The sequence below is a fragment of the Gilliamella sp. B14384G10 genome, from assembly GCF_016101685.1.
Taxonomy (GTDB): domain Bacteria; phylum Pseudomonadota; class Gammaproteobacteria; order Enterobacterales; family Orbaceae; genus Gilliamella; species Gilliamella apis_A.
The window spans coordinates 433607-453399 of sequence record NZ_JACFQA010000001.1 but is presented as its reverse complement, the minus strand read 5'-3'; the positions used below and the strand labels follow the sequence as shown (position 1 = coordinate 453399).

Genomic DNA, 19793 nt, shown 5'->3' with positions numbered 1-19793 from the left:
TCATTCAATTGAAAAATTAAATATTAGGGTTACGTTTAGTTAGCCACTCGACAATTGCTGGATCACGATGTGAGAAGAATGCACTAGTTGCAGTATCAATTGCGGTAATATTGATGAGATCTTGATTTGAAAGTTCAAAATCAAAAACATTAAAATTTTCAGCCATTCGTTCTTTTCTAGTTGATTTTGCTAAGCAAACAATTTGTCTTTGTATTAACCAGCGTAAAATAATTTGGCCAACTGATTTATTATGTTTATTGGCAATAACAGTTAATACAGGGTGATTAAAAATATCGTTTTTTCCCTCAGCGAATGGCGCCCACGCTTCTGGCTGAATAGTTCTACTTTGCATCCAAGGTACTGTCTGCAATTGTTGATTAAATGGATTAATTTCGATTTGATTGATGGCTGGCTTAATTTTATTAAAAGCTATCAAGTCAGCAACACGGTCTGAATGAAAATTACTTACACCAATGGCTTTAATTTTTCCTTGTTGATACAACTCTTCCATTGCTCGCCAAGCGCCATGTATATCACCAAAAGGTTGGTGGATTAAATATAGATCAATGTAATCTGATTGTAGTAAATTTAGCGATTGTTCAAATTGAATTTTAGCACCTTCATAGCTAGCACGATTTAACCAAAGTTTGGAAGTAATAAAAAGATCTTTTCGGTTAATTCCACTCACTTTAATCGCATTTCCGACTTGGCGTTCATTTTGATAAGCTGTAGCGGTATCAATTAGGCGATAACCAACATCAATTGCATCTAATACCGCTCGCTCACACTGTTTTTCATCAATTTGATAAACACCAAAGCCTAAAATAGGCATTTCAATGCCGTTATTTAATTTTGTGCTTTTCATAATGCACACCTCTAATATTAAAATTAACTGAAAATATTAACGGTTGTCTTTTCGAATGATTATTTATTAATCTCACTATTAAGTAAAGCGGAAATGTTATCTCATTAGCCAACAAATAACTTGTTTTATAGTAGTTTTACTAGCTATTTACCTTTATGTTTATCTTCAAAAAACCTTTCCTCAATTTTTTAATCTTAAATAAATTATTATTTAGTTAGTAAAGTGATTATTACTTCAATAAAAACTATTTATTTAAAAAGTGTATTAAATAAAAAAAGAAGAATTATTGATGGATAGGAAACAAGCTGAGTGAATGGATCAGTTATAGTGCAATGGTTATTTGATTTACCAATTATTATAAAAATAATTATTTTTGAAAAAAATATAATATTTATTTTTAAAATATTAGTAATTATTATTTAATTTTTTGCTAACTTCATTAAGTTATATCATGATCATTAAATGATATTAGATATCGCTATAGGTTTATTCTTTGCACATCATTAATCATTATAATTTTTTTTAATTAGTTTTTTGTTAAAAAAATAGTAATTATATTTGCTATTGTTTTTTGAAATATGTTAGAAATATTGGCATAGTAATTGCATGCATTAATATCAGATTAATCATAATTACAGAGAAGTTTAGTAAAGAGGAACATGCGTATGGAAAATCATAGCAGCAGTACCGTTGCTTTTATAAAAAATAGGCGAGCATCGCTGATTAGTGCAATCTTTTTGATGGCAACTTCGGCAATTGGTCCCGGTTTTATTACTCAAACAGCTACTTTTACCGTGACACTTGGCACTGCTTTTGGTTTTGGTATTTTGGCCTCTATCATTATAGATTTTGTGGTTCAGCAAAATATTTGGCGAGTAGTTGCATTAACAAAAATGAACTCATCCGATATCGCTAATAGTACTATACCTTTTAGTGGTTATATATTAGCAATACTAATTATATTTGGTGGTTTAGTTTTTAATATAGGCAACATAGCTGGAGCTGGTCTAGGATTAAATGCATTAGTTGGCCTTGATCCTAAGTGGGGTGGGGCAATTAGTGCTCTAATGGCGGTTTATATATTTTCATCACGTAAAGCGAGTAATTTTATTGATCGCCTAATGATTGGTTTAGGTTTATTGATGATCATTTTGACACTGTTTGTGGTCTTTGCTTCTCATCCACCTGTCGGAGAGGCTTTAAAAGAGACAGTTATACCATCAAATATTGATTTTGCTTCAATCACAACCATTGTTGGTGGTACTGTTGGTGGTTATATCTCCTATGCTGGTGCTCATCGCTTACTTGATAAAGGTATGGTTGGCGTAGAACATATAGACTATGTATCTGGTGCAGCAACAAAAGGGATCATGGTTGTTGGTTTAATGCGTTATATTTTGTTTTTAGCCATTTTAGGTGTAGTAGCCAGTGGCGTAACAATCGATATTTCGAGTTATGCCGCAAATCCTGCGTCACAAGCATTCCAAGCGGCTTTAGGCGAATTAGGTTTGCGTATTTTTGGTTTGATACTGTGGGCAGCTGCCATCACGAGTATTATAGGTGCCGCTTATACCTCAATGACTTTTATTACACCTTTTAAACGTAATATCAGTGAAAAACAACGCCAATTTGCTACTATTGTTTTTATTGCAGCCTCATTGGCGATTTATTTAATTATGGGTACCGCGCCTGTATCATTGCTGGTTTTTGCTGGTGGGTTTAATGGTTTAGTATTACCGCTTGGTTTAACTATCTTTGTTTACATCGGATGGAAACGGGCGGATTTAATGTCTGGTTATCATTATCCTAGATGGCTATTGTGGTCAGGACTTTTGGTTTGTGCTATCACGTGGTATATGGGAGCAATGTCTGTTTTCACTATTTTTAATTATTTAAAATGAAGGGCATCATGATTACTAATAAGATTATTGATTTAAATAGTGATCTTGGCGAAAGTTTTGGTCAATGGCAAATGGGTAATGATGAGGCAATGCTGAAAGTTGTTAGCAGTGCCAATATTGCCTGTGGCTTTCATGCCGGTTCGCCAGAAGGAATTTTAAAAACATTAAAAGCAGCCAAGTTAAATAATGTAAGTATTGGTGCTCATGTTGGATATCCTGATTTAGTTGGTTTTGGCCGACGAAATATGGATATTGGCTCTGAAGAATTAATTGCTGATGTTATTTATCAGATTGGCGCATTAACTGGATTAGCAAAATCTATTGATGCTGAAGTTAGTTATGTTAAACCACATGGTGCTTTATATAACACGATAGCGCATGATAAGCGCCAAGCAATGGCAACGATTGATGCTATTCGACTGATTAATCCTCATCTTGTTTTAGTCGCTTTGGCTGGATCACCATTAATCAGTTGGGCTAAAGAAAGTGGCTTGAAAGTTGTTGCTGAGGCATTTGCTGATAGAGCGTATCATACCGATGGTACATTAGTCTCTCGTAAGGAGGTTGGTGCAGTCTTACATGATCCAGATGTTGTTGCTAATCGTATGTTACAACTTGTTAATGACGGTGGTTTGATATCAATTGAAGGCGAGTTTGTTGAGGTTGATGCTGGATCAATTTGTGTTCATGGTGATAGTATGGGCGCTTTAGCGATGGCGCAAAAAGTTAGCCAACAATTACAAAATAATGGCGTTAAAATTGCTTCATTTACCGATGTTATTAATGAGTAATTTGCAGTAGATATTGCAACAATATAATTCAATTATTTGCCGTAATTATCAAATAAAGATTTACTTATAATCAATCTTCTTTGCGGCTTTTAGAGGTGCATAATGCGTTTTTTACCAGTTAATATTGATGCTCTGCTTGTCGAGTTAGAGACTCTAGAACAAGTGATGGCATTAACTGATGCATTACAATATAAAAAAGATGTATGGAATATAAATGAAATAATACCAGCAGCTCGGACTGTTTTAGTTCGATATAATTCCATTATTTTGGATGGAAATAAACTTGCCCAATATATAGCTCAATTAGATGTATCCTCAGGGCAATTAAGATCAGGTGAATTAGTTACCATTCCAGTTAGTTATAATGGCGAGGATTTAGGTTTTGTAGCAGAATATTTAGGCATTAGCGTTGCTGATGTTATTTCTAGACATACAAGCAATGAATATCAGGTTGCTTTTTGCGGATTTGCACCTGGTTTTGCTTATATGGTAGCGAAGGATATTCAGCTTAATGTTCCTCGCCGTCAATCTCCCCGGGTTCGTATTCCTGCTGGCTCTGTAGCCCTAGCTGGTGAATTTAGTAGTGTTTATCCACAAGCAAGCCCCGGCGGTTGGCAACTGATTGGTGTTACCAACGTTAAAGTCTGGGATATTTATCGTGACGAGCCAGCACTTTTTAAACCAGGTACACGAGTAAATTTTATTGATGCAAGTAAGACTGCTACTAAATATAGCTTACCACAATCGAAAAAAGTGACCCTACCGGTTGAACAACAAGAGCAATCTCAAGATATTGAGATATTAGCCACTGGAATTCAAACTTTATTACAAGATAATGGCCGCATAGGACAAGCTGAATTAGGTATTTCAGAATCAGGTGCAATGGATAAAGCAGCTCTGCATAGTGCCAATCGTATACTAGGTAATCCGACTAATGAGGCTGTTTTAGAAATAACTCAAGGTGGTTTTAAAGCTCGTATTAATAGCGCTATGATAATTGCTGTGACAGGGGCGTCATGTGAGATTAAAGTTACTACAGTTAGCGGTGAAAGCTATTTCGCTCATATGTATCAACCGATCCAATTAGAACAAGGTGATATTGTTCATTTAGGTAACGCGCAGTATGGCGTACGCAGTTATGTTGCTGTACGTGGTGGTTTGCAAATTCAACCAATTTTAGCGAGTTGTTCTTTTGATACATTGGCGCAAGTTGGCCCTAATCCGCTAAAAGTTGGTCAAACATTGGCGATTAAGAATAGTCAGACTTTTAATGCGCTTTCATTAAATGAAACTCCCGTTATCTCTTATCCGTGTAAAGATGATGTTGTCGAATTGGATATAATGTTTGGCCCTCGTACCGATTGGTTTACACAACAAGCTATACAACAATTAACTTCACAATTGTGGCAAGTGACCCCTGCATCAAATCGTATTGGTTTACGTCTTTTGGGGGAAATTCCTTTAGAGCGCGAAAAACAACAAGAATTACCAAGTGAAGGCACTTGTATGGGGGCAATACAAATTCCTGCTAATGGTCAACCAGTACTATTTTTAAATGATCATCCTCTAACAGGCGGTTATCCTGTTATTGCAGCAGTATGTAATTATCATTTGGATTTGGCTGGTCAAATTCCAGTTAATGCCAAAATAAAATTTAATCCGATTGGAGTTTTTAAAGAATTTGAAGGGAGCCATGTTAATCATGTCTGAAATTAATAAACAAGTTGCACACAAAGTATTGATTGCTAATCGTGGTGAAATTGCCGTTCGGATTATTCGTGCTTGTCGAGATATGAATTTTGCATCGATAGCGATTTATGCCGATGTTGATATGGATGCACTGCATGTGCAAATGGCTGATGAGGCTTATGGATTATCAGGTAATACACCGAGTGATACCTATCTAAATATTGATAAGATTATTGCGATTGCGCAAAAATCTGGAGCCACAATGGTTCATCCCGGTTATGGCTTTTTGTCTGAGCGAGTTGAATTCGCCAAAGCGGTACAAGATGCTGGTTTAATTTGGATTGGTCCTAACCCTGAAACAATATCTGTTTTGGGCGATAAAGTAAAAGCGCGACAACTTGCTATCGAAGTAGGGGCACCACTAGTTACCGGTACGGATAAACCTGTACAAAATGCCAAAGAAGTTGTTGAATTTGCACATAAACATGGATTACCAATTGCAATTAAAGCAGCATTTGGCGGTGGAGGCCGAGGACTTAAAGTTGCTTGGCAAATGGATGAAGTAGAAGAACTCTATGATTCAGCTGTGCGTGAAGCAACGGTAGCATTTGGACGTGGTGAATGTTTCTTAGAGCAATTTTTACATCATCCTCGACATATTGAAGCACAGGTTATCGCTGATGCACATGGTAATGTTGTTGTAGTTGGTACTCGTGATTGTTCTTTACAGCGTCGTAATCAAAAGTTGATAGAAGAATCACCAGCACCTTTTTTAGATGAAAAAATAGAAAAACAAATAGTTAAAGCATCAATCGATATCTGTGCTAAAGCAAATTATATTGGCGTTGGTACCGTTGAATTTTTACTGAGTCAGGATGGTAAACTGTCTTTTTTAGAAGTAAATACTCGATTACAAGTTGAACATCCTGTGACGGAAGAAACAACAGGAATTGACCTCGTGATAGAACAGTTACGAATAGCGCAAGGATTACCTGTTAGTATTAAACAAATGCCTCAACCACAAGGGCATGCTATTGAATTTCGCATAAATGCAGAAGATGCTGCTAATGGTTTTTTACCGGTGGCCGGAACGATAACTCATTTTGATATACCGACAGGCCCAGGTGTTCGCTTAGATAGTGGCGTTCATGCAGGATCAGTAATTCCTGCTACATTTGATTCACTCATGGCTAAACTTATTATTGTTGGTAATAATCGCCAACAGGCTTTGGCAAGAGCTCGTCGTGCATTAGCTGAGTTTACCATTAAGGGAGTTGCTAGTGTGCTACCATTTGATCAAAAAGTGATAGACCATCCTGATTTTTGCCAGCAGTTTAATGTGCATACTCGTTGGATTGAAACGGACTTTAATGCAGAACTTGAACCAGCCAAAAGGCAACTTCCGCAGCAAGAAGATATATTGACCCATACCTTTATTGAAATTGATGGTAAACGTTGTAAGCTTGGTTTACCTGCGAAACTATTTTCTGGATTATCTATCAGCCAGACCAATAGTGAAGCCCAATCAGTTGTAACCACTAACACAAATCTTGATTTAATTGTTCCAGCTCCAGTGTCTGGCAATTTGTTTAAATGGTTGGTTGAGGATAATCAAAAGGTTGAACAAGGTGATATGATTGCAATTATCGAGGCAATGAAAATGGAAATTCAAGTAATAGCTCATCGTGAAGGTATTTTGAAACATTCTCATACCGAAGGTACGTATGTTAATGCTGATGATCCTATTGCTGAAATTATTTAGTATTAAAAATAATTTATAAATTAATAATAACAATATGTTTTATTAGATTCTTGCAGTTGGTAAAACATATTGTTTTTTATATTAAGATTATTAGTATTGTCTTTTCGAATCAGTTATATCGGCGATTAATATGTAATTTAAATTTCCTGCTGGTTTTAATATAAATCTCTCTAATCTTATTGTTTGGGATCTTAACTGATAAATTAAACGATATAATATCTAGTATTCATCTCTAATTTGAATTAGTTACCTATTGCTATTCTCGTTTTATCATTATCAAAAACCCCTTTCCTCAAAATTTTTTATTGAATAATAATAGTTATTGGTGACTCTCTCTAATCCTTATATAGATTCAGGATAATAATTAAACTTAATAATTGAACAAAGTAATATAAAAAATAGTTATCATGATAATTTTTTTATAGTTTTAGTTTTAATTTATGATAAGGTTGCCGTTTTGTATTTTATACATAGGGAAGCACTATGACACATTCAACCAATAAATTGGTTCGTTTTTATTTCAAAGTAGGATTAATACCACAAATTATTTTGGGGTTAATCTTAGGTATTGCATTAGCGGCAATTTCAAAAGATGTCGCATTAGATATGTCCTTTATTGGATCACTTTTTATTAATGCTTTGAAATCAGTAGCCCCAATCTTGGTACTTATTTTAGTTATTGCTTCAATATCTAATCACCAACATGGTAAACGGGCCAATATGGGAGAACTATTGGCTCTTTATTTTGCAGGGATGATGTTAGCGGCTTTATTAGCAACTGTTGCTAGTTTTATCTTTCCTTCTGATATCTCTTTAGGTGATACCGCTAATCAAACTAAATTGACACCGCCTGGTAGCGTTATTGAAGTACTAAAAACTTTATTTAACAAGATGATCGACAATCCAATTAATGCTCTGGTTAACGCTAACTATATCGGTCTTATTATTTGGGGTGTTGGTATTGGGATTGCATTAAGACATTCAAGTGAAACCACGAAAACAATGATGAATGATCTTTCTGTAGCTATTTCATTTATCGTTAGAATTATTATTCGTTTTGCGCCATTAGGTGTATTTGGTTTAGTCGCTTCAACTCTTGCTGAAACAGGCTTTGGAGAATTACTTAAATATGCCCATTTAATTCTTGTATTGGTGTCTAGTATGTTAATTGTAGCATTGATCATTAATCCATTACTGGCGTATATGGTCATGCGTAAGAACCCGTATCCATTAGTTTTAACTTCATTAAAAGAGAGTGCTATTCCAGCCTTCTTTACTCGTAGTTCGGCAGCAAATATACCGGTTAATATGGAAATTTGTCGAAAACTAAAAATGGATGAAGATACCTATTCCGTCGCGGTACCGTTAGGGGCAGCCATTAATATGTCAGGTGCAGCTATCACTATTACTATTTTAACCTTAGCAACTGTTAATTCATTACATATAGAAGTTGATGTTCTTTCTGCCGTATTGCTTTGTATTGTAACGAGTGTTTGTGCTTGTGGAGCATCGGGAATTGCTGGTGGTTCATTACTGTTGATTCCTGTTGCTTGTAGTATGTTTGGCATACCTAATGAAATTTCAGCAAAAGTCATTGGTATTGGTATTGCAATTGGCGTAATTCAAGATTCAGTTGAAACAGCACTTAATTCATCAAGTGATGTGGTATTTATTGGTGCTGTTTCAGAGAAAGTACAGCGTAATAAAGCAAAATAGAATCAATTTATTCGTTAGCCAATTTATAATGACTATTAAGCCTGATAGATATCAGGCTTTTTTATGAATTGAAAACACAATCAGTAGCTCAATGATTGCATTTACTCTGATGAATATTTATCATGATTTACATATTAAATGTATTAAGGAATTATCATGTCATTCAATGCAATTATGTTAGGAAAAGATGAGGTTACTGGATTTTCGAATTCCTTAAAGACTATTACTAAACAGCTGTTATTGCAGCAGCAGGGAGATACTTTAGTCCAAATTCATTATTCAAGCATCAATTATAAAGATGCTTTAGCCTTGACGAATAAAAGTCCTATAGTTCGACAATGGCCAATGGTACCGGGTATTGATGGTGTGGGTACCGTCATTGAGTGCCATAGTGGCCGTTATCAAGCAGGTGACTTAGTTATTTTAAATGGCTGGGGATGTGGAGAAACTCATTGGGGATGTTTAGCACAATATGCCTATCTAAAATCAGATTGGTTAATCCCTCTACCTAATAACCTTACTAGTTATCAGTCAATGGCTATGGGCACAGCCGGTTATACCGCTGCACTTTGTGTAAAACGCATTATTGATTATGGCGTTAAACCAGAAGATGGCAAAGTTTTAGTTACTGGTGCAACAGGTGGTGTTGGTTCTGTGGCCATTGCATTATTGTCTAAATTGGGTTTTAACGTTACAGCATCAACAAGTAAAACTTCTGATAAAGAGTATTTATCAAAACTAGGTGCGGTTGATATTATTGATAGTCAATCATTGAAAAAGCCGAATAAACCGTTACAAAAAGAGTTATGGTCAGCTGCAATAGATGTCGTTGGTTCAAACACATTAGCTAATATTTGTGCTCAAACTCAATATGGTGGCATAGTCGCATGTTGTGGTTTGGCGCAAGGTATGGACTTACCTGCAACCGTGGCACCATTTATTTTACGCGGCGTAACACTATCGGGAGTGGATAGTGTGATGGCAAGTTATGATAAACGGGTTGCAGCTTGGCAATTAATAGCAGAAAACATGGACGAGAAACTGTATACTCATATAGCTAAAATCATTACTTTAGATCAATGTTCTGAGATAGCACATAAGATGATCGCTGGTGGAATTAAAGGACGCTTTGTGGTTGATGTGAATTAGTGAACTTTATACTTAAATAAGCAGAATAAATATGCAGCATAGATTAATGCTGCATATTTATTAACTAGTTGGTTGAATTATTGTATAGTTGAATTAAAGAGTTTTCAGTTGTATTTAATGATTTAATTTCTTGGTTAACATCTTTATCATCTAACTTATTTAAAACAAGCTTGATTTGCGTAATCATTTTCGGTAAATAATCAACAAATCCATCATAGTAAATGCGATTTAAGCCTTGTGTTTTTATTACAGAGTCATTACCTTTATATTTTTTTAAATTATCAGAAATATCTACAATTTGTTGAATTTTCAGTTCAATAGCTTGTGTATCTAAATTTTTGAAATTGTTTTTTTCATCAAACGTATTATTAATTAATCCGACAATTTCTTTTGTTATGTCCATTATTTCCATACAATCATATTGAAGAGTTAATCCTCTTTTTTTAAAATCCAATTTTTGAATATCATGTATTTCATTGTATAATTTATTATAAATAAGTTTAGCTGAGTGTTGTGTTTGCATAAACTCATTATATGAATTAGCTAGTTGATTAAAAAGGTTCGGTGCTTTTTGGTAATTATCTGATTGATATTCACCATTAAGAGCGTATTTTTGTAGTTCATGCAAAACTAATGCTAATTTGACATAATTTTCAGCAAATTTTTTACCTTCTATATCTAATTCGAGTAATCGTGGTTCACTTTTTTCTAATTCATCAATTAATAGTTTGTAGTTATGTAGTAATTTTTCAGAAGGTAGAGATAAATTCAAAACAAGAGAAAAATTTTTTAAAGGATCCTTTTTGATTGCTTCCAATGTACAGGCATTATTTTTTTCGCCACAATTTTGAAGAACTTTTTTTGCCTTTTGATCTAAATTAATTAAAGTAGAAGTATTTTTTACGTTTTTATTTAACTTTCGTCCAAAATAACCATAATCATAATTAAATACGGATAGCCAAAGGTTCATTTTCTCGGATTGAGCATATGCTTGACGCGTATTTTCATCCATTGTTTGTTCTATTGATTGAGAAGGTTCTGATTCTGGCTCTGATTCTGAAGCAGGAGTAGGAGCTTGTTCTATCGCTGATATATTGGTAGATTCTACAGGTTGTTGGTCAGCTGGTTGTTGTTTTGTTTTATCATCGCAACTAATTATTAATAAACTAGCTAAAATTAAAGTGAATATTTTTGTTGTCATTTAATTCTTCCATTTAATATAAATAATAACATCAACTAGTTAAGCTTTTTGTATGTAATAGTTTATTAAATAATCGACATTAACTCAATTTGTTATTTTTTAATCAATAAGTAAACCTATTTAGGCTCTTTTGTATCAAATTAAGGTTTATATTAATAACAATATATTTCGAAAAATTTTTTTTCAGTAAAATCAGATTAGATTCAATCTAACTTAACTATTTTGCAGTGATGTTCGTAGTTACCAATCAAAGTTATCAATAATCTGTGATTAATTTCGAAGGGGAATATGATATGCCATATCAAACAAGAGATGATTTACCTGAATCAGTCCGACATGTTTTACCTACCCATGCTCAAGATATTTTTAAAGAAGCTTTTAATAGTGCTATAAAAGAGTATCAAGATCCGAAAAAAAGACGCGATAAAAGTGATGCTGAACAAGTTGCTTTTCGTGTTGCTTGGTCAGCGGTTGAAAAGGTCTATCATAAGGATGAGCATGGCAAATGGGTAGCTAAATAAAACTTAAAACATTTTAGATAGCTTGTTTTATTATTTAATAATGCTATAAATAAGAATAAATGCTAAGCTGACATGGATAGTTGGCTTATTCATATTTAAATTAAGGAGTTATGATGTTCATTTTTTCTCTTTCTTATCTCAAACCTATTAGTCAAGTTGAAAAATATTTACAAGCACATATTGATTATCTAGAGCGTTATTATCAATTAGGACATTTTATTGCTTCAGGTCGCAAAATTCCTCGCACTGGTGGTATTATTATTTGTCGTGCTGAGAGTCATGAACAAGCCATGTCTATCATACAACAAGATCCATTTTATATTCACCAAATTGCTCAATATGAATTAATTGAATTTGTTCCTAGCAAATATGCCAAAGGGTTTGATGATTTTATCTAATGATTATCTAAAACATTAACAATGCTATTAGTGAAATTGATAAACATATTGTTAATTATCGCAAAGCAGCTAAATTCATATTAGCTTATTTAATTATTCCTATTCTTAAATCCTCATTTCAACAAAACTAATAAAAAATTTGAACCTTTTTTATATTTTTTAACCTCTATATAAGTATGGTCATTTTATCAATGAAGTTATATTAAACTCATTTAAACTTAATATTTCATTACGATTTTATTAGCTAGAGATTAAAAACTAATGAGTAAAAATAAACAACAACTCATCGAATTAGCTTGTAAGGGCGATAAACAAGCACTGGAAAAATTGCTAGTCATTTGTCAACCAGATAAAGATTTGCAAGACGAACCTGTTCAAGCTCGGAAGATATTGATGATGCGGTGCAAATTGCACTATGGCAGTTATATCGAAAAATAAGCATGTTGAAAACGGTGGCTACCTTCAGTAGTTGGTTATTTCGAATTGTCGAACGTGAATGTTATCGATTATTCAGAATTAGGAATTCGGAGAATATTGATTCAGGTTTTGATTTCGATAGCCTCAAAACAGCATATACAGATATCGATCTCAAAATTGATTTGATCAATGCAATTCTTGTTTTGCCAATAATCTATCGAGAAGTTCTAATTTTAAGAGATATTAGGGAATATTCATCCCCAGAAGTCGCTGACCAACAAGGTATTAATGTTGAGGCGGTAAAAAGCCGATTGCACCGAGCTAGAATGCTAATAAAAGAAAAAATTAATTCACGAAAACTTTCAAGATTTTAAATAACATGTAGGAGAACTCAATGTATTGTCGTAACTCAATCATTTTACATTTAATAAGAGGTATAGCTGCAATTTCGTTGATATTTGCTGTATTTTTATTTCAACTTCCGCTTTTGCTTAAATTGTTTTTGGTTGTGGGTGCCTTTTTGCTGTTACGAGGTTGTCCTGCCTGTTGGTTGTTAAGTTTAATAAATAAATTACAAACTCAAAAAGGAAAACAATATGAGTGATTATCAATCGAGAGAAGATTTTAAATATTTAGCATGTTTATTGAAATCAGCTCCAAATGAAACACAAGCATTTATTGATTTTGATCAGCAAACGATTAAGCGAAATGATGGAAATATTCCAATAAAAACTCGAGAGTTAATAGCTTTAGCTATCGCACTAACAACGCAATGTGCTTATTGCATTGATGTTCATGTCAAAGGTGCAAAACGAGCAGGAGCTAGTTTAGAAGAGTTGGCTGAATTAATTTCCATTTCCGCATCGGTTAGAGCAGGTGCAACTATGGCTCATGGTTTATTAGCAACGCGATTATTTGAACAAAAAAATGGTTAACTCCTTAGTATTATTGTTTAAATGGCAGTTATTTAGTCATAAATTAGCTGCCAAGTTTTTATTATCTTAAGTTCAAATTTATAACTCCCTGTTTTCTTCCTAATTCTCTTCGTTATCCAAATTTAAGATAAATTTTCCTTATTCTATTTACAATTTTCCTTATCAATACGGAAAAAGTTGGTTAGTAATTATTTATTTTTCCTTTTATACTAAATTTGAATCATCAATAAACATAGGTAATTGATTATGAATAATAAAGGTTTACCAAAAGATTTTCTATGGGGCGGTGCTGTTGCTGCTCACCAATTGGAAGGTGCTTGGCAAGTTGGCGGCAAAGGTATGAGTGTTGCTGATGTGATGACAGTTGGAACGCCGAAAAGCTATCGCAAAATCACTGAAGGTATTATTCCTGGTGAGTATTATCCTAATCACGAAGCTATCGATTTTTATCATCATTATAAAGATGATATCAAGTTATTTGCTGAAATGGGGTTTAAGTGTTTTCGAACTTCCATTGCTTGGACGCGAATTTTTCCAAAAGGCGATGAACTTGAACCAAATGAAGAAGGTTTAAAGTTTTACGATGATTTGTTCGATGAATGTTTAAAATATAACATTGAACCTGTGGTCACTCTTTCACATTTCGAATTACCTTATTATTTAGTAACCGAATATGGTGGTTTTCGTAATCGTAAATTAATCGATTTCTTTGTTCGCTTTGCCGAAGTATGTTTTGATCGTTATAAAAATAAAGTCAAATATTGGATGACCTTTAATGAGATTAATAACCAAGCTAATTTTGACGAAGATTTTGCTCCTTTCACTAATTCTGGTATCTATTATAAAGAAGGTGATAATCGTGAGGAGATCATGTATCAAGCCGCTCATTATGAATTAGTTGCCAGCGCAAAAGCAGTTCAAATTGGTCATGCGATTAACCCTGATTTTCAAATTGGATGCATGATTGCATTAGTGCCAATCTATCCTGAAACTTGTAAACCAAGCGACATCCTAATGGCACAAAAAGTTATGGAACGTAAGTATTTCTTTACTGATGTTCATGTGCATGGCAAATACCCAAATTACATTAAAAAATATTGGCAACGTAAAAACATCAAGCTAGATATTACTTCACAAGATTTAGAAGAGTTAACGAGAGGAACCGTAGACTATATTGGCTTTAGTTATTACATGTCCAATGTTGTTAGGCACAATCAAGGCAATGATCATTATGATTATAATGAAAAAACTGATTTAGTTGGTAATCAATATGTTAAAAAATCAGATTGGGGTTGGCAAATTGATCCAGAAGGCTTACGTTATACCTTAAATTGGCTAACTGACACCTATCAATTACCGCTATTCATTGTGGAAAATGGTTTTGGTGCTTATGACAAAGTTGAGTCTGATGGTAGCGTTCATGATAATTATCGAATTGAATATCTACGTGAACATATAAAACAAATGAAGTTAGCCGTTATTGAAGATGGCGTTGACTTAATGGGTTATACACCATGGGGTTGTATTGATTTAGTTTCTGCGGGTACCGGTGAAATGGAAAAACGTTACGGTTTTATCTATGTTGATAAAGATAATAAAGGCAATGGTACTTTAAAACGTAGTCGTAAAGATTCTTTTGCTTGGTATAAAAAAGTCATTGAGTCAAATGGTGAAATTTTATAACGATTTAAATTCATTAGGAGAAATTATGAAAAAAGCGTTAATTATTTGTGCAGCAGGTATGTCATCATCACTTATGGCTAAAAAAGTTACTGAATTTTTTGCTAGCCAAAATAAAGCCATTGAACTTGATGCGGTATCAGCAACTGAAGGTAGTAATAAGATTAAAAATAGTGATTTTTCACTGTTCTTAATTAGCCCTCAAACCATGATGATGTTTGATAAATTAAAAGCGTTGGGCGATGAAGTAGGAAAACCAGTGGTGAGTATTCCTTTTCAAGCATATATCCCAATACCGTCTGGTATTGAACAATTAGCTAAATTAGTCGAGGATAATATCAACTAATATTCAAGAAAATCTTTGTTCTACCGATCTTAATATGATGCGATTCTTTTATGAAGGCTCGCATCATAAAATGGCTTAAGTTTAACATTGCCATTTTAGTAACTTAACCCTTTGGATAAATTTCATTAATAGTTAAGGTGTAGTAGATAATGATAAAACAAAAACAACGAGAACTAATTAGTTTACTTGTTTGTTCTAAAAATGAATATAAAAGTAGTCAAGAACTAGCTACGCAATTATCGTTATCTGATCGTACCGTACGCACCTACCTTAAAGATTTAAAAACTATAATTGAAAGTAATGGCGGCAATATAATAAGCAAACAAGGTTACGGCTTTCAATTACAAATTGAAGATCGAAATGTATTTAATTTATTTTTAATTGAACATCATTTATTAGATAAAAATGTTGAACAATTTCAATGTCGAGAAGCGAGTGAACGAAAACATTATATTTTGAATTTATTGTTATTAGAAAGTCAAAAAATTGATGTTGAAGCATTATCAGAACAACTATTTATCAGCTCATCTCAATTAAATAAAGATATTACCGAAATTAAATCTCAATTACTTCCTTATGAACTAACGATTAAAAAAAATCATTCACTAGTTTTTGTTGATGGTGAAGAAAAAGCTAAACGTCATTTTATAATGAGCTATTTTTTTCATGAGGATTCAATTAATTTTCTACACCATTTGTCCTATTTTAATCAAGCTTGTGAAACCATTAGTTTTGATTCATTAACTATTATTATTTTAGATGAATGTCGTGAGGCAAATATTAAATTATCAGATGTGATGATACAAAATATTGTCTTGCATTTATCATTAAGTATTAAGCGTTTACAATCGGGACTTTCGATTCAAAATCTTGATTTGCCTGTTTCAACCAATTCATCACTTGAATATCAAGTTGCCGAGCGAATTATCGCTCGCATTGAATCGATTATTGGTTTTCATTTTCCTAAAGAAGAACAGATGTACCTTACTTTACATTTGATGAGTAAATCTAATTTAATTCAAGATGATCTGGATGATGATTTAGGTTCGTCACTAACAAATTTGCTATTAAAGATCCAACAAGAAACAGGCTATCCTTTTTTGCATGATGAACAATTAAAAAATGGATTAATCCAACATTTAAAACCAATGTTAGTACGTTTACAACAGAATATTAAATTAGATAATCCATTAATAGATGAAATTAAACACCAATACTGTGAGGTTTTTGGGTTAGTTAAGCGTTATTTCAATCAATTACCCAATTTACAACAATATGAAGTGAATGATGATGAATGGGGATATTTAGCACTGCACTTTTTAGCATCACTTGAAAAACTAAAAAATGAACAGAAAGCCAAAGTGTTAATTATCTGTGCAACCGGTCTCGGTAGTGCTCAATTACTTAAAAATCGAGTGGAAAATGAATTTGATGAAAGAGTGAAAATTGTGGCAACGCGAGGTTATTATGAAATTGATCCAGAAATGTTAAATGACATCGATTTTATTATTTCTTCGGTCGATTTATCGTCAAAAATATTTAAAGTACCGGTATTTCATGTTTCAGTATTTTTTTGTGAAGAAGATGTTCAAGCGATTCGTCGTTATCTTTCCCATAGACAAAAAACTAATTCATTGCCAAAAAATTCATTTGTGACAACATTTGATGATAAACAGCAAAATCATTCACATTATATTAGCCAAATCTTTGATGATATTGCCGCAGATTATTTTTATTTGTGCTCAAACAAACCATCTAAACAAGCTGTATTGGATCATTTGCTTGATCTCTTATCTATTAATGAGGCAAAAAGCTTTAAACAAGAAATGCAAAAGCAAATGGAAAAACGGATGGTTATTGGTGAGATACTTTTTAGTCCAACCATTGTGGTTCCTCATCCAGCCATTCCAGTAGGTAAAATAGCTAAAATAGCGACTGCCATTATTCCAGAAGGACTTTGTTGGGATGAAAACTACCCAGATGTAAAGTTCGTTTTTATGATTTCACCGTCAATTTATCAAAATTCTCATTTAGCAATGATGACTAAAGCAATTGTCAATTTAATCGATGATTCGGTCATGCAACAAGCCATGTTAAAAATTGCAAATTTTAACCAGTTTAAATCACTTTTTATCCAACTTATTGAAAAAGGAGCATAACAATGAATGACCAAATGAGCTCAGAGGATATTCAAATTACCGCATTTAATATTATTTTACACAGTGGTAATGCCAAAACCAAAATTCATGCTGCTTTCAAAGCAATGAGAAACGCCGAATTTGATACAGCAAATCAGCTGTTAGAAGAGGCCAATGAGGAAATATTAGAAGCACATAAATCGCAAACCGATCTTCTACAATCTTATGCTAATGGTTGTAAAATTGAGATGGAAATTATCATGGTGCATGCTCAGGATCATCTAATGACTACAATGACGTTGCGCGAAGTTGCCATTGAGATGTGTAATCTCTATCAAAAAACCTATAAGTTATCAAATCAATAAAGAGGTTAGCGATGAATACTCCACTAGAAAGCCAACTTAAAATGCATAAAAAAGTCAGTTTGACTAATCTTTATTTTAATCGCTTTTTAGCGGTTCGTTATGCGACAGCCTTCTTTCTATTTATTAACCTGTATTGGGCTGTCTTTCTGTTGGGTAGCTTATCAATTGCTATAGCACTACCACTGTTGCTTATCGTGATGGCTACATTAACCAGTTTTGAGCAAATTAAGCTTTATCGTAATCATAAAAATCATTTACGTTATGCTCGTTTATTGTACCGAACATTATTAATATCCATTATCGTGTTAATGGTTTTGATTTATACCCCATTGTTTCACTTTTTCTTTCCATTTCTAAAAAATTCACCGGAGGCGGTAAATATTATATTAGGCATTTTGGCAGCAAGTTTAGTTTTTACTATTTTTATATTAATAAAACTAAAAAAAATTGAGCGTAATGAGGATAAACATTTTAAAAGAATCCAAGCTTATCAAGAAATCATCAATTGAATGAGGAAAACAAAATGAATACCGGATTTGTGTTGTTACAAAAGTATCTAATGACTCCGATGGCAAAAATATCGCAGTTTAAGATTGTTCGAGCAGTAATGGCAGCTGGAATGGCGTCAGTACCTTTTTGTATAGTTGGATCGATGTTTTTGGTGTTTAATACTTTGCCGATGACATTTACTGGCTTAGAAACAGTATTTGAAAATACTATTTTCAAAGTAAGTGATCTTTATATGATAGCAAATACAGCAACAATGGGGATATTAGCACTCTATTTTAATATTGTTGTTGGTTATGAATTAACTAAAATTGAAGAAGAAGAAACTGGTTTAAAAGTAAATGCACTTAATGGTGCTATGTTATCGGTATTTGCTTTTGTTATGACTCTACCTGAATTGGTGATGCAAAGCGGTGCAATGGTTTTACTTAATGACCAAAGTGAATTAGTTTTTAATGGGTTACGTTTAAAACCATTTGTTTATCGCTTAGGTACATCTGGTATCTTTATTGCCATTGTTATGGCGATTATTGCAACACAGTTGTATTTCCTTTGTGTACGTCGTAATTGGGTGGTTAAAATGCCGGAAACCGTTCCATTAGGCGTATCTCGATCATTCACTGCATTAATTCCAACTTTTGTTATTGCTTTCACAATTCTTATTCTAAACGGAATTTTGGTGTATTTTGGTACGGATATATTTGATATTATCGGTGTTCCATTTACCTTTGTAACCAATTTAACTAAAAGTTGGCTTGGTATAATGGTGATTCTATTTTTAATCCATGCGCTTTGGGTTGTTGGTATTCACGGTGCTAGTATAATTGGGGCATTCATTACACCTATAATGCTTAGTAATATGAATGAAAACGTTGGCGGCGCACATATTCCATTTGCTGGTGAGTTCAATAATTCATTGGTAATTTTAGGTGGTTCAGGTTCAACGTTACTTATGACTTTCTTTATTGCTTTTTGTGCTAAATCGAGTCAATTAAAAATTTTGGGTCGAGCTTCAGCTGTCCCGGCAATTTTTAATATCAATGAGCCAATTATTTTCGGTATGCCGATAGTATATAACCCATATCTTGCCTTACCGTTTTTATTAGCACCAATGGCATGTGGTACTTTAGGTTATTTTGCGATTAGTAGTGGGTTTATGAATCCAATTATTGCATTAATACCATGGCCATCACCAATGGGATTAGGGGCGTTTATTGGTACTGGTGGGGACTATCGAGCTATGTTTGTTGCGATACTTTCAGCAATTTTAGCGTTAGTAATTTACCTACCTTTTGTCAAAATGTACGACAACAAGCTTTATAAAGAAGAACAAGCTAAATCAGACAATCAATAGCTTAATTTATTACTTCACAGATTAACGCACGGAATTAACTCAATTTCGTGCTTTTTTA

At 33.4% G+C, this 19793-nt stretch carries 20 protein-coding genes; 18 read left to right on the top strand and 2 right to left on the bottom strand.

What is annotated here, in order from left to right:
• Window positions 1–16 precede the first annotated feature (16 nt).
• The gene (locus H3T54_RS02130; protein ID WP_198220662.1) at window positions 17–865 is read right to left on the bottom strand and encodes an aldo/keto reductase; all 849 of its coding nucleotides are present in this window, start codon (window positions 863–865) and stop codon (window positions 17–19) included.
• A gap of 665 nt (window positions 866–1530) precedes the next feature.
• Here H3T54_RS02130 and H3T54_RS02125 point away from each other — a divergent pair.
• From H3T54_RS02125 to H3T54_RS02100, 6 genes are all read left to right on the top strand, one after another.
• Window positions 1531–2766, top strand: coding sequence for an NRAMP family divalent metal transporter (locus tag H3T54_RS02125; RefSeq protein WP_198220660.1), 1236 nt, complete (start codon window positions 1531–1533; stop codon window positions 2764–2766).
• A gap of 8 nt (window positions 2767–2774) precedes the next feature.
• Complete coding sequence (locus H3T54_RS02120) at window positions 2775–3557, top strand: LamB/YcsF family protein (protein WP_198220658.1); 783 nt, start codon at window positions 2775–2777, stop codon at window positions 3555–3557.
• A gap of 102 nt (window positions 3558–3659) precedes the next feature.
• Window positions 3660–5267 (top strand): 5-oxoprolinase/urea amidolyase family protein, encoded by a 1608-nt coding sequence (locus H3T54_RS02115; RefSeq protein ID WP_198220656.1) that lies wholly within the window; start codon window positions 3660–3662, stop codon window positions 5265–5267.
• Window positions 5260–7008: a biotin carboxylase N-terminal domain-containing protein gene (locus H3T54_RS02110; RefSeq protein ID WP_198220654.1), complete on the top strand. Its 1749-nt coding sequence runs from the start codon at window positions 5260–5262 to the stop codon at window positions 7006–7008. Before H3T54_RS02115 ends, H3T54_RS02110 begins: the two co-directional genes overlap by 8 nt.
• A gap of 483 nt (window positions 7009–7491) precedes the next feature.
• Complete coding sequence (sstT, locus tag H3T54_RS02105; protein ID WP_110447462.1) at window positions 7492–8724, top strand: serine/threonine transporter SstT; 1233 nt, start codon at window positions 7492–7494, stop codon at window positions 8722–8724.
• Between the two features lie 156 nt (window positions 8725–8880).
• Window positions 8881–9873, top strand: coding sequence for an MDR family oxidoreductase (locus H3T54_RS02100; RefSeq protein WP_198220652.1), 993 nt, complete (start codon window positions 8881–8883; stop codon window positions 9871–9873).
• Window positions 9874–9937: 64 nt separating this feature from the next.
• On the opposite strand, the gene H3T54_RS02095 is transcribed toward H3T54_RS02100, so the two are convergent.
• A complete protein-coding gene (locus tag H3T54_RS02095; protein WP_198220650.1) occupies window positions 9938–11074 on the bottom strand; it encodes a DUF3829 domain-containing protein in 1137 nt (378 codons plus the stop codon).
• A 293-nt stretch (window positions 11075–11367) separates the two neighbouring features.
• Between H3T54_RS02095 and H3T54_RS02090 the strand changes: the two genes are divergently transcribed.
• The 12 genes from H3T54_RS02090 (at window position 11368) to celB (ending at window position 19735) form a co-directional block, all read left to right on the top strand.
• A complete protein-coding gene (locus H3T54_RS02090; RefSeq protein ID WP_110447465.1) occupies window positions 11368–11595 on the top strand; it encodes a ChaB family protein in 228 nt (75 codons plus the stop codon).
• Between the two features lie 113 nt (window positions 11596–11708).
• Entirely contained in the window at window positions 11709–11993 is a 285-nt protein-coding gene (locus tag H3T54_RS02085; protein ID WP_110447466.1) for a YciI family protein, read from the top strand.
• A 261-nt stretch (window positions 11994–12254) separates the two neighbouring features.
• On the top strand, window positions 12255–12431 hold the full coding sequence (locus H3T54_RS02080; protein WP_198220647.1) for a hypothetical protein: 177 nt from the start codon (window positions 12255–12257) through the stop codon (window positions 12429–12431).
• Window positions 12395–12784: an RNA polymerase sigma factor gene (locus tag H3T54_RS02075; RefSeq protein ID WP_370527333.1), complete on the top strand. Its 390-nt coding sequence runs from the start codon at window positions 12395–12397 to the stop codon at window positions 12782–12784. Before H3T54_RS02080 ends, H3T54_RS02075 begins: the two co-directional genes overlap by 37 nt.
• A 20-nt stretch (window positions 12785–12804) precedes the next feature.
• The gene (locus H3T54_RS02070) at window positions 12805–13014 is read left to right on the top strand and encodes a hypothetical protein (RefSeq protein ID WP_198220645.1); all 210 of its coding nucleotides are present in this window, start codon (window positions 12805–12807) and stop codon (window positions 13012–13014) included.
• On the top strand, window positions 13007–13345 hold the full coding sequence (locus tag H3T54_RS02065; protein ID WP_198220642.1) for a carboxymuconolactone decarboxylase family protein: 339 nt from the start codon (window positions 13007–13009) through the stop codon (window positions 13343–13345). The genes H3T54_RS02070 and H3T54_RS02065 overlap by 8 nt, the downstream gene beginning before the upstream one ends.
• Window positions 13346–13591: 246 nt before the next feature.
• The gene (locus tag H3T54_RS02060) at window positions 13592–15028 is read left to right on the top strand and encodes a 6-phospho-beta-glucosidase (RefSeq protein WP_198220640.1); all 1437 of its coding nucleotides are present in this window, start codon (window positions 13592–13594) and stop codon (window positions 15026–15028) included.
• Between the two features lie 25 nt (window positions 15029–15053).
• Window positions 15054–15371 carry a PTS cellobiose transporter subunit IIB gene (locus tag H3T54_RS02055; RefSeq protein ID WP_065613497.1) on the top strand — a complete coding sequence of 106 codons (318 nt, stop codon included), beginning with the start codon at window positions 15054–15056 and terminating at the stop codon, window positions 15369–15371.
• 149 nt (window positions 15372–15520) lie between these two features.
• The gene (locus H3T54_RS02050; RefSeq protein ID WP_198220638.1) at window positions 15521–17530 is read left to right on the top strand and encodes a transcription antiterminator; all 2010 of its coding nucleotides are present in this window, start codon (window positions 15521–15523) and stop codon (window positions 17528–17530) included.
• Window positions 17531–17532: 2 nt separating this feature from the next.
• Window positions 17533–17874 (top strand): PTS cellobiose transporter subunit IIA, encoded by a 342-nt coding sequence (locus H3T54_RS02045; RefSeq protein ID WP_086364133.1) that lies wholly within the window; start codon window positions 17533–17535, stop codon window positions 17872–17874.
• 11 nt (window positions 17875–17885) lie between these two features.
• A complete protein-coding gene (locus tag H3T54_RS02040) occupies window positions 17886–18383 on the top strand; it encodes a hypothetical protein (protein WP_086364132.1) in 498 nt (165 codons plus the stop codon).
• A gap of 14 nt (window positions 18384–18397) precedes the next feature.
• A complete protein-coding gene (celB, locus tag H3T54_RS02035) occupies window positions 18398–19735 on the top strand; it encodes a PTS cellobiose transporter subunit IIC (RefSeq protein WP_110447472.1) in 1338 nt (445 codons plus the stop codon).
• Window positions 19736–19793 lie beyond the last annotated feature (58 nt).

Excerpts from the sequence above, each read along its gene's own strand:
- H3T54_RS02130 (WP_198220662.1), bottom strand. The coding sequence starts at position 865 with ATGAAAAGCACAAAATTAAATAACGGCATTGAAATGCCTATTTTAGGC.
- H3T54_RS02125 (WP_198220660.1), top strand. The coding sequence starts at position 1,531 with ATGGAAAATCATAGCAGCAGTACCGTTGCTTTTATAAAAAATAGGCGA.
- H3T54_RS02120 (WP_198220658.1), top strand. The coding sequence starts at position 2,775 with ATGATTACTAATAAGATTATTGATTTAAATAGTGATCTTGGCGAAAGT.
- H3T54_RS02115 (WP_198220656.1), top strand. The coding sequence starts at position 3,660 with ATGCGTTTTTTACCAGTTAATATTGATGCTCTGCTTGTCGAGTTAGAG.
- H3T54_RS02110 (WP_198220654.1), top strand. The coding sequence starts at position 5,260 with ATGTCTGAAATTAATAAACAAGTTGCACACAAAGTATTGATTGCTAAT.
- sstT (WP_110447462.1), top strand. The coding sequence starts at position 7,492 with ATGACACATTCAACCAATAAATTGGTTCGTTTTTATTTCAAAGTAGGA.
- H3T54_RS02100 (WP_198220652.1), top strand. The coding sequence starts at position 8,881 with ATGTCATTCAATGCAATTATGTTAGGAAAAGATGAGGTTACTGGATTT.
- H3T54_RS02095 (WP_198220650.1), bottom strand. The coding sequence starts at position 11,074 with ATGACAACAAAAATATTCACTTTAATTTTAGCTAGTTTATTAATAATT.
- H3T54_RS02090 (WP_110447465.1), top strand. The coding sequence starts at position 11,368 with ATGCCATATCAAACAAGAGATGATTTACCTGAATCAGTCCGACATGTT.
- H3T54_RS02085 (WP_110447466.1), top strand. The coding sequence starts at position 11,709 with ATGTTCATTTTTTCTCTTTCTTATCTCAAACCTATTAGTCAAGTTGAA.
- H3T54_RS02080 (WP_198220647.1), top strand. The coding sequence starts at position 12,255 with ATGAGTAAAAATAAACAACAACTCATCGAATTAGCTTGTAAGGGCGAT.
- H3T54_RS02070 (WP_198220645.1), top strand. The coding sequence starts at position 12,805 with ATGTATTGTCGTAACTCAATCATTTTACATTTAATAAGAGGTATAGCT.
- H3T54_RS02065 (WP_198220642.1), top strand. The coding sequence starts at position 13,007 with ATGAGTGATTATCAATCGAGAGAAGATTTTAAATATTTAGCATGTTTA.
- H3T54_RS02060 (WP_198220640.1), top strand. The coding sequence starts at position 13,592 with ATGAATAATAAAGGTTTACCAAAAGATTTTCTATGGGGCGGTGCTGTT.
- H3T54_RS02055 (WP_065613497.1), top strand. The coding sequence starts at position 15,054 with ATGAAAAAAGCGTTAATTATTTGTGCAGCAGGTATGTCATCATCACTT.
- H3T54_RS02050 (WP_198220638.1), top strand. The coding sequence starts at position 15,521 with ATGATAAAACAAAAACAACGAGAACTAATTAGTTTACTTGTTTGTTCT.
- H3T54_RS02045 (WP_086364133.1), top strand. The coding sequence starts at position 17,533 with ATGAATGACCAAATGAGCTCAGAGGATATTCAAATTACCGCATTTAAT.
- H3T54_RS02040 (WP_086364132.1), top strand. The coding sequence starts at position 17,886 with ATGAATACTCCACTAGAAAGCCAACTTAAAATGCATAAAAAAGTCAGT.
- celB (WP_110447472.1), top strand. The coding sequence starts at position 18,398 with ATGAATACCGGATTTGTGTTGTTACAAAAGTATCTAATGACTCCGATG.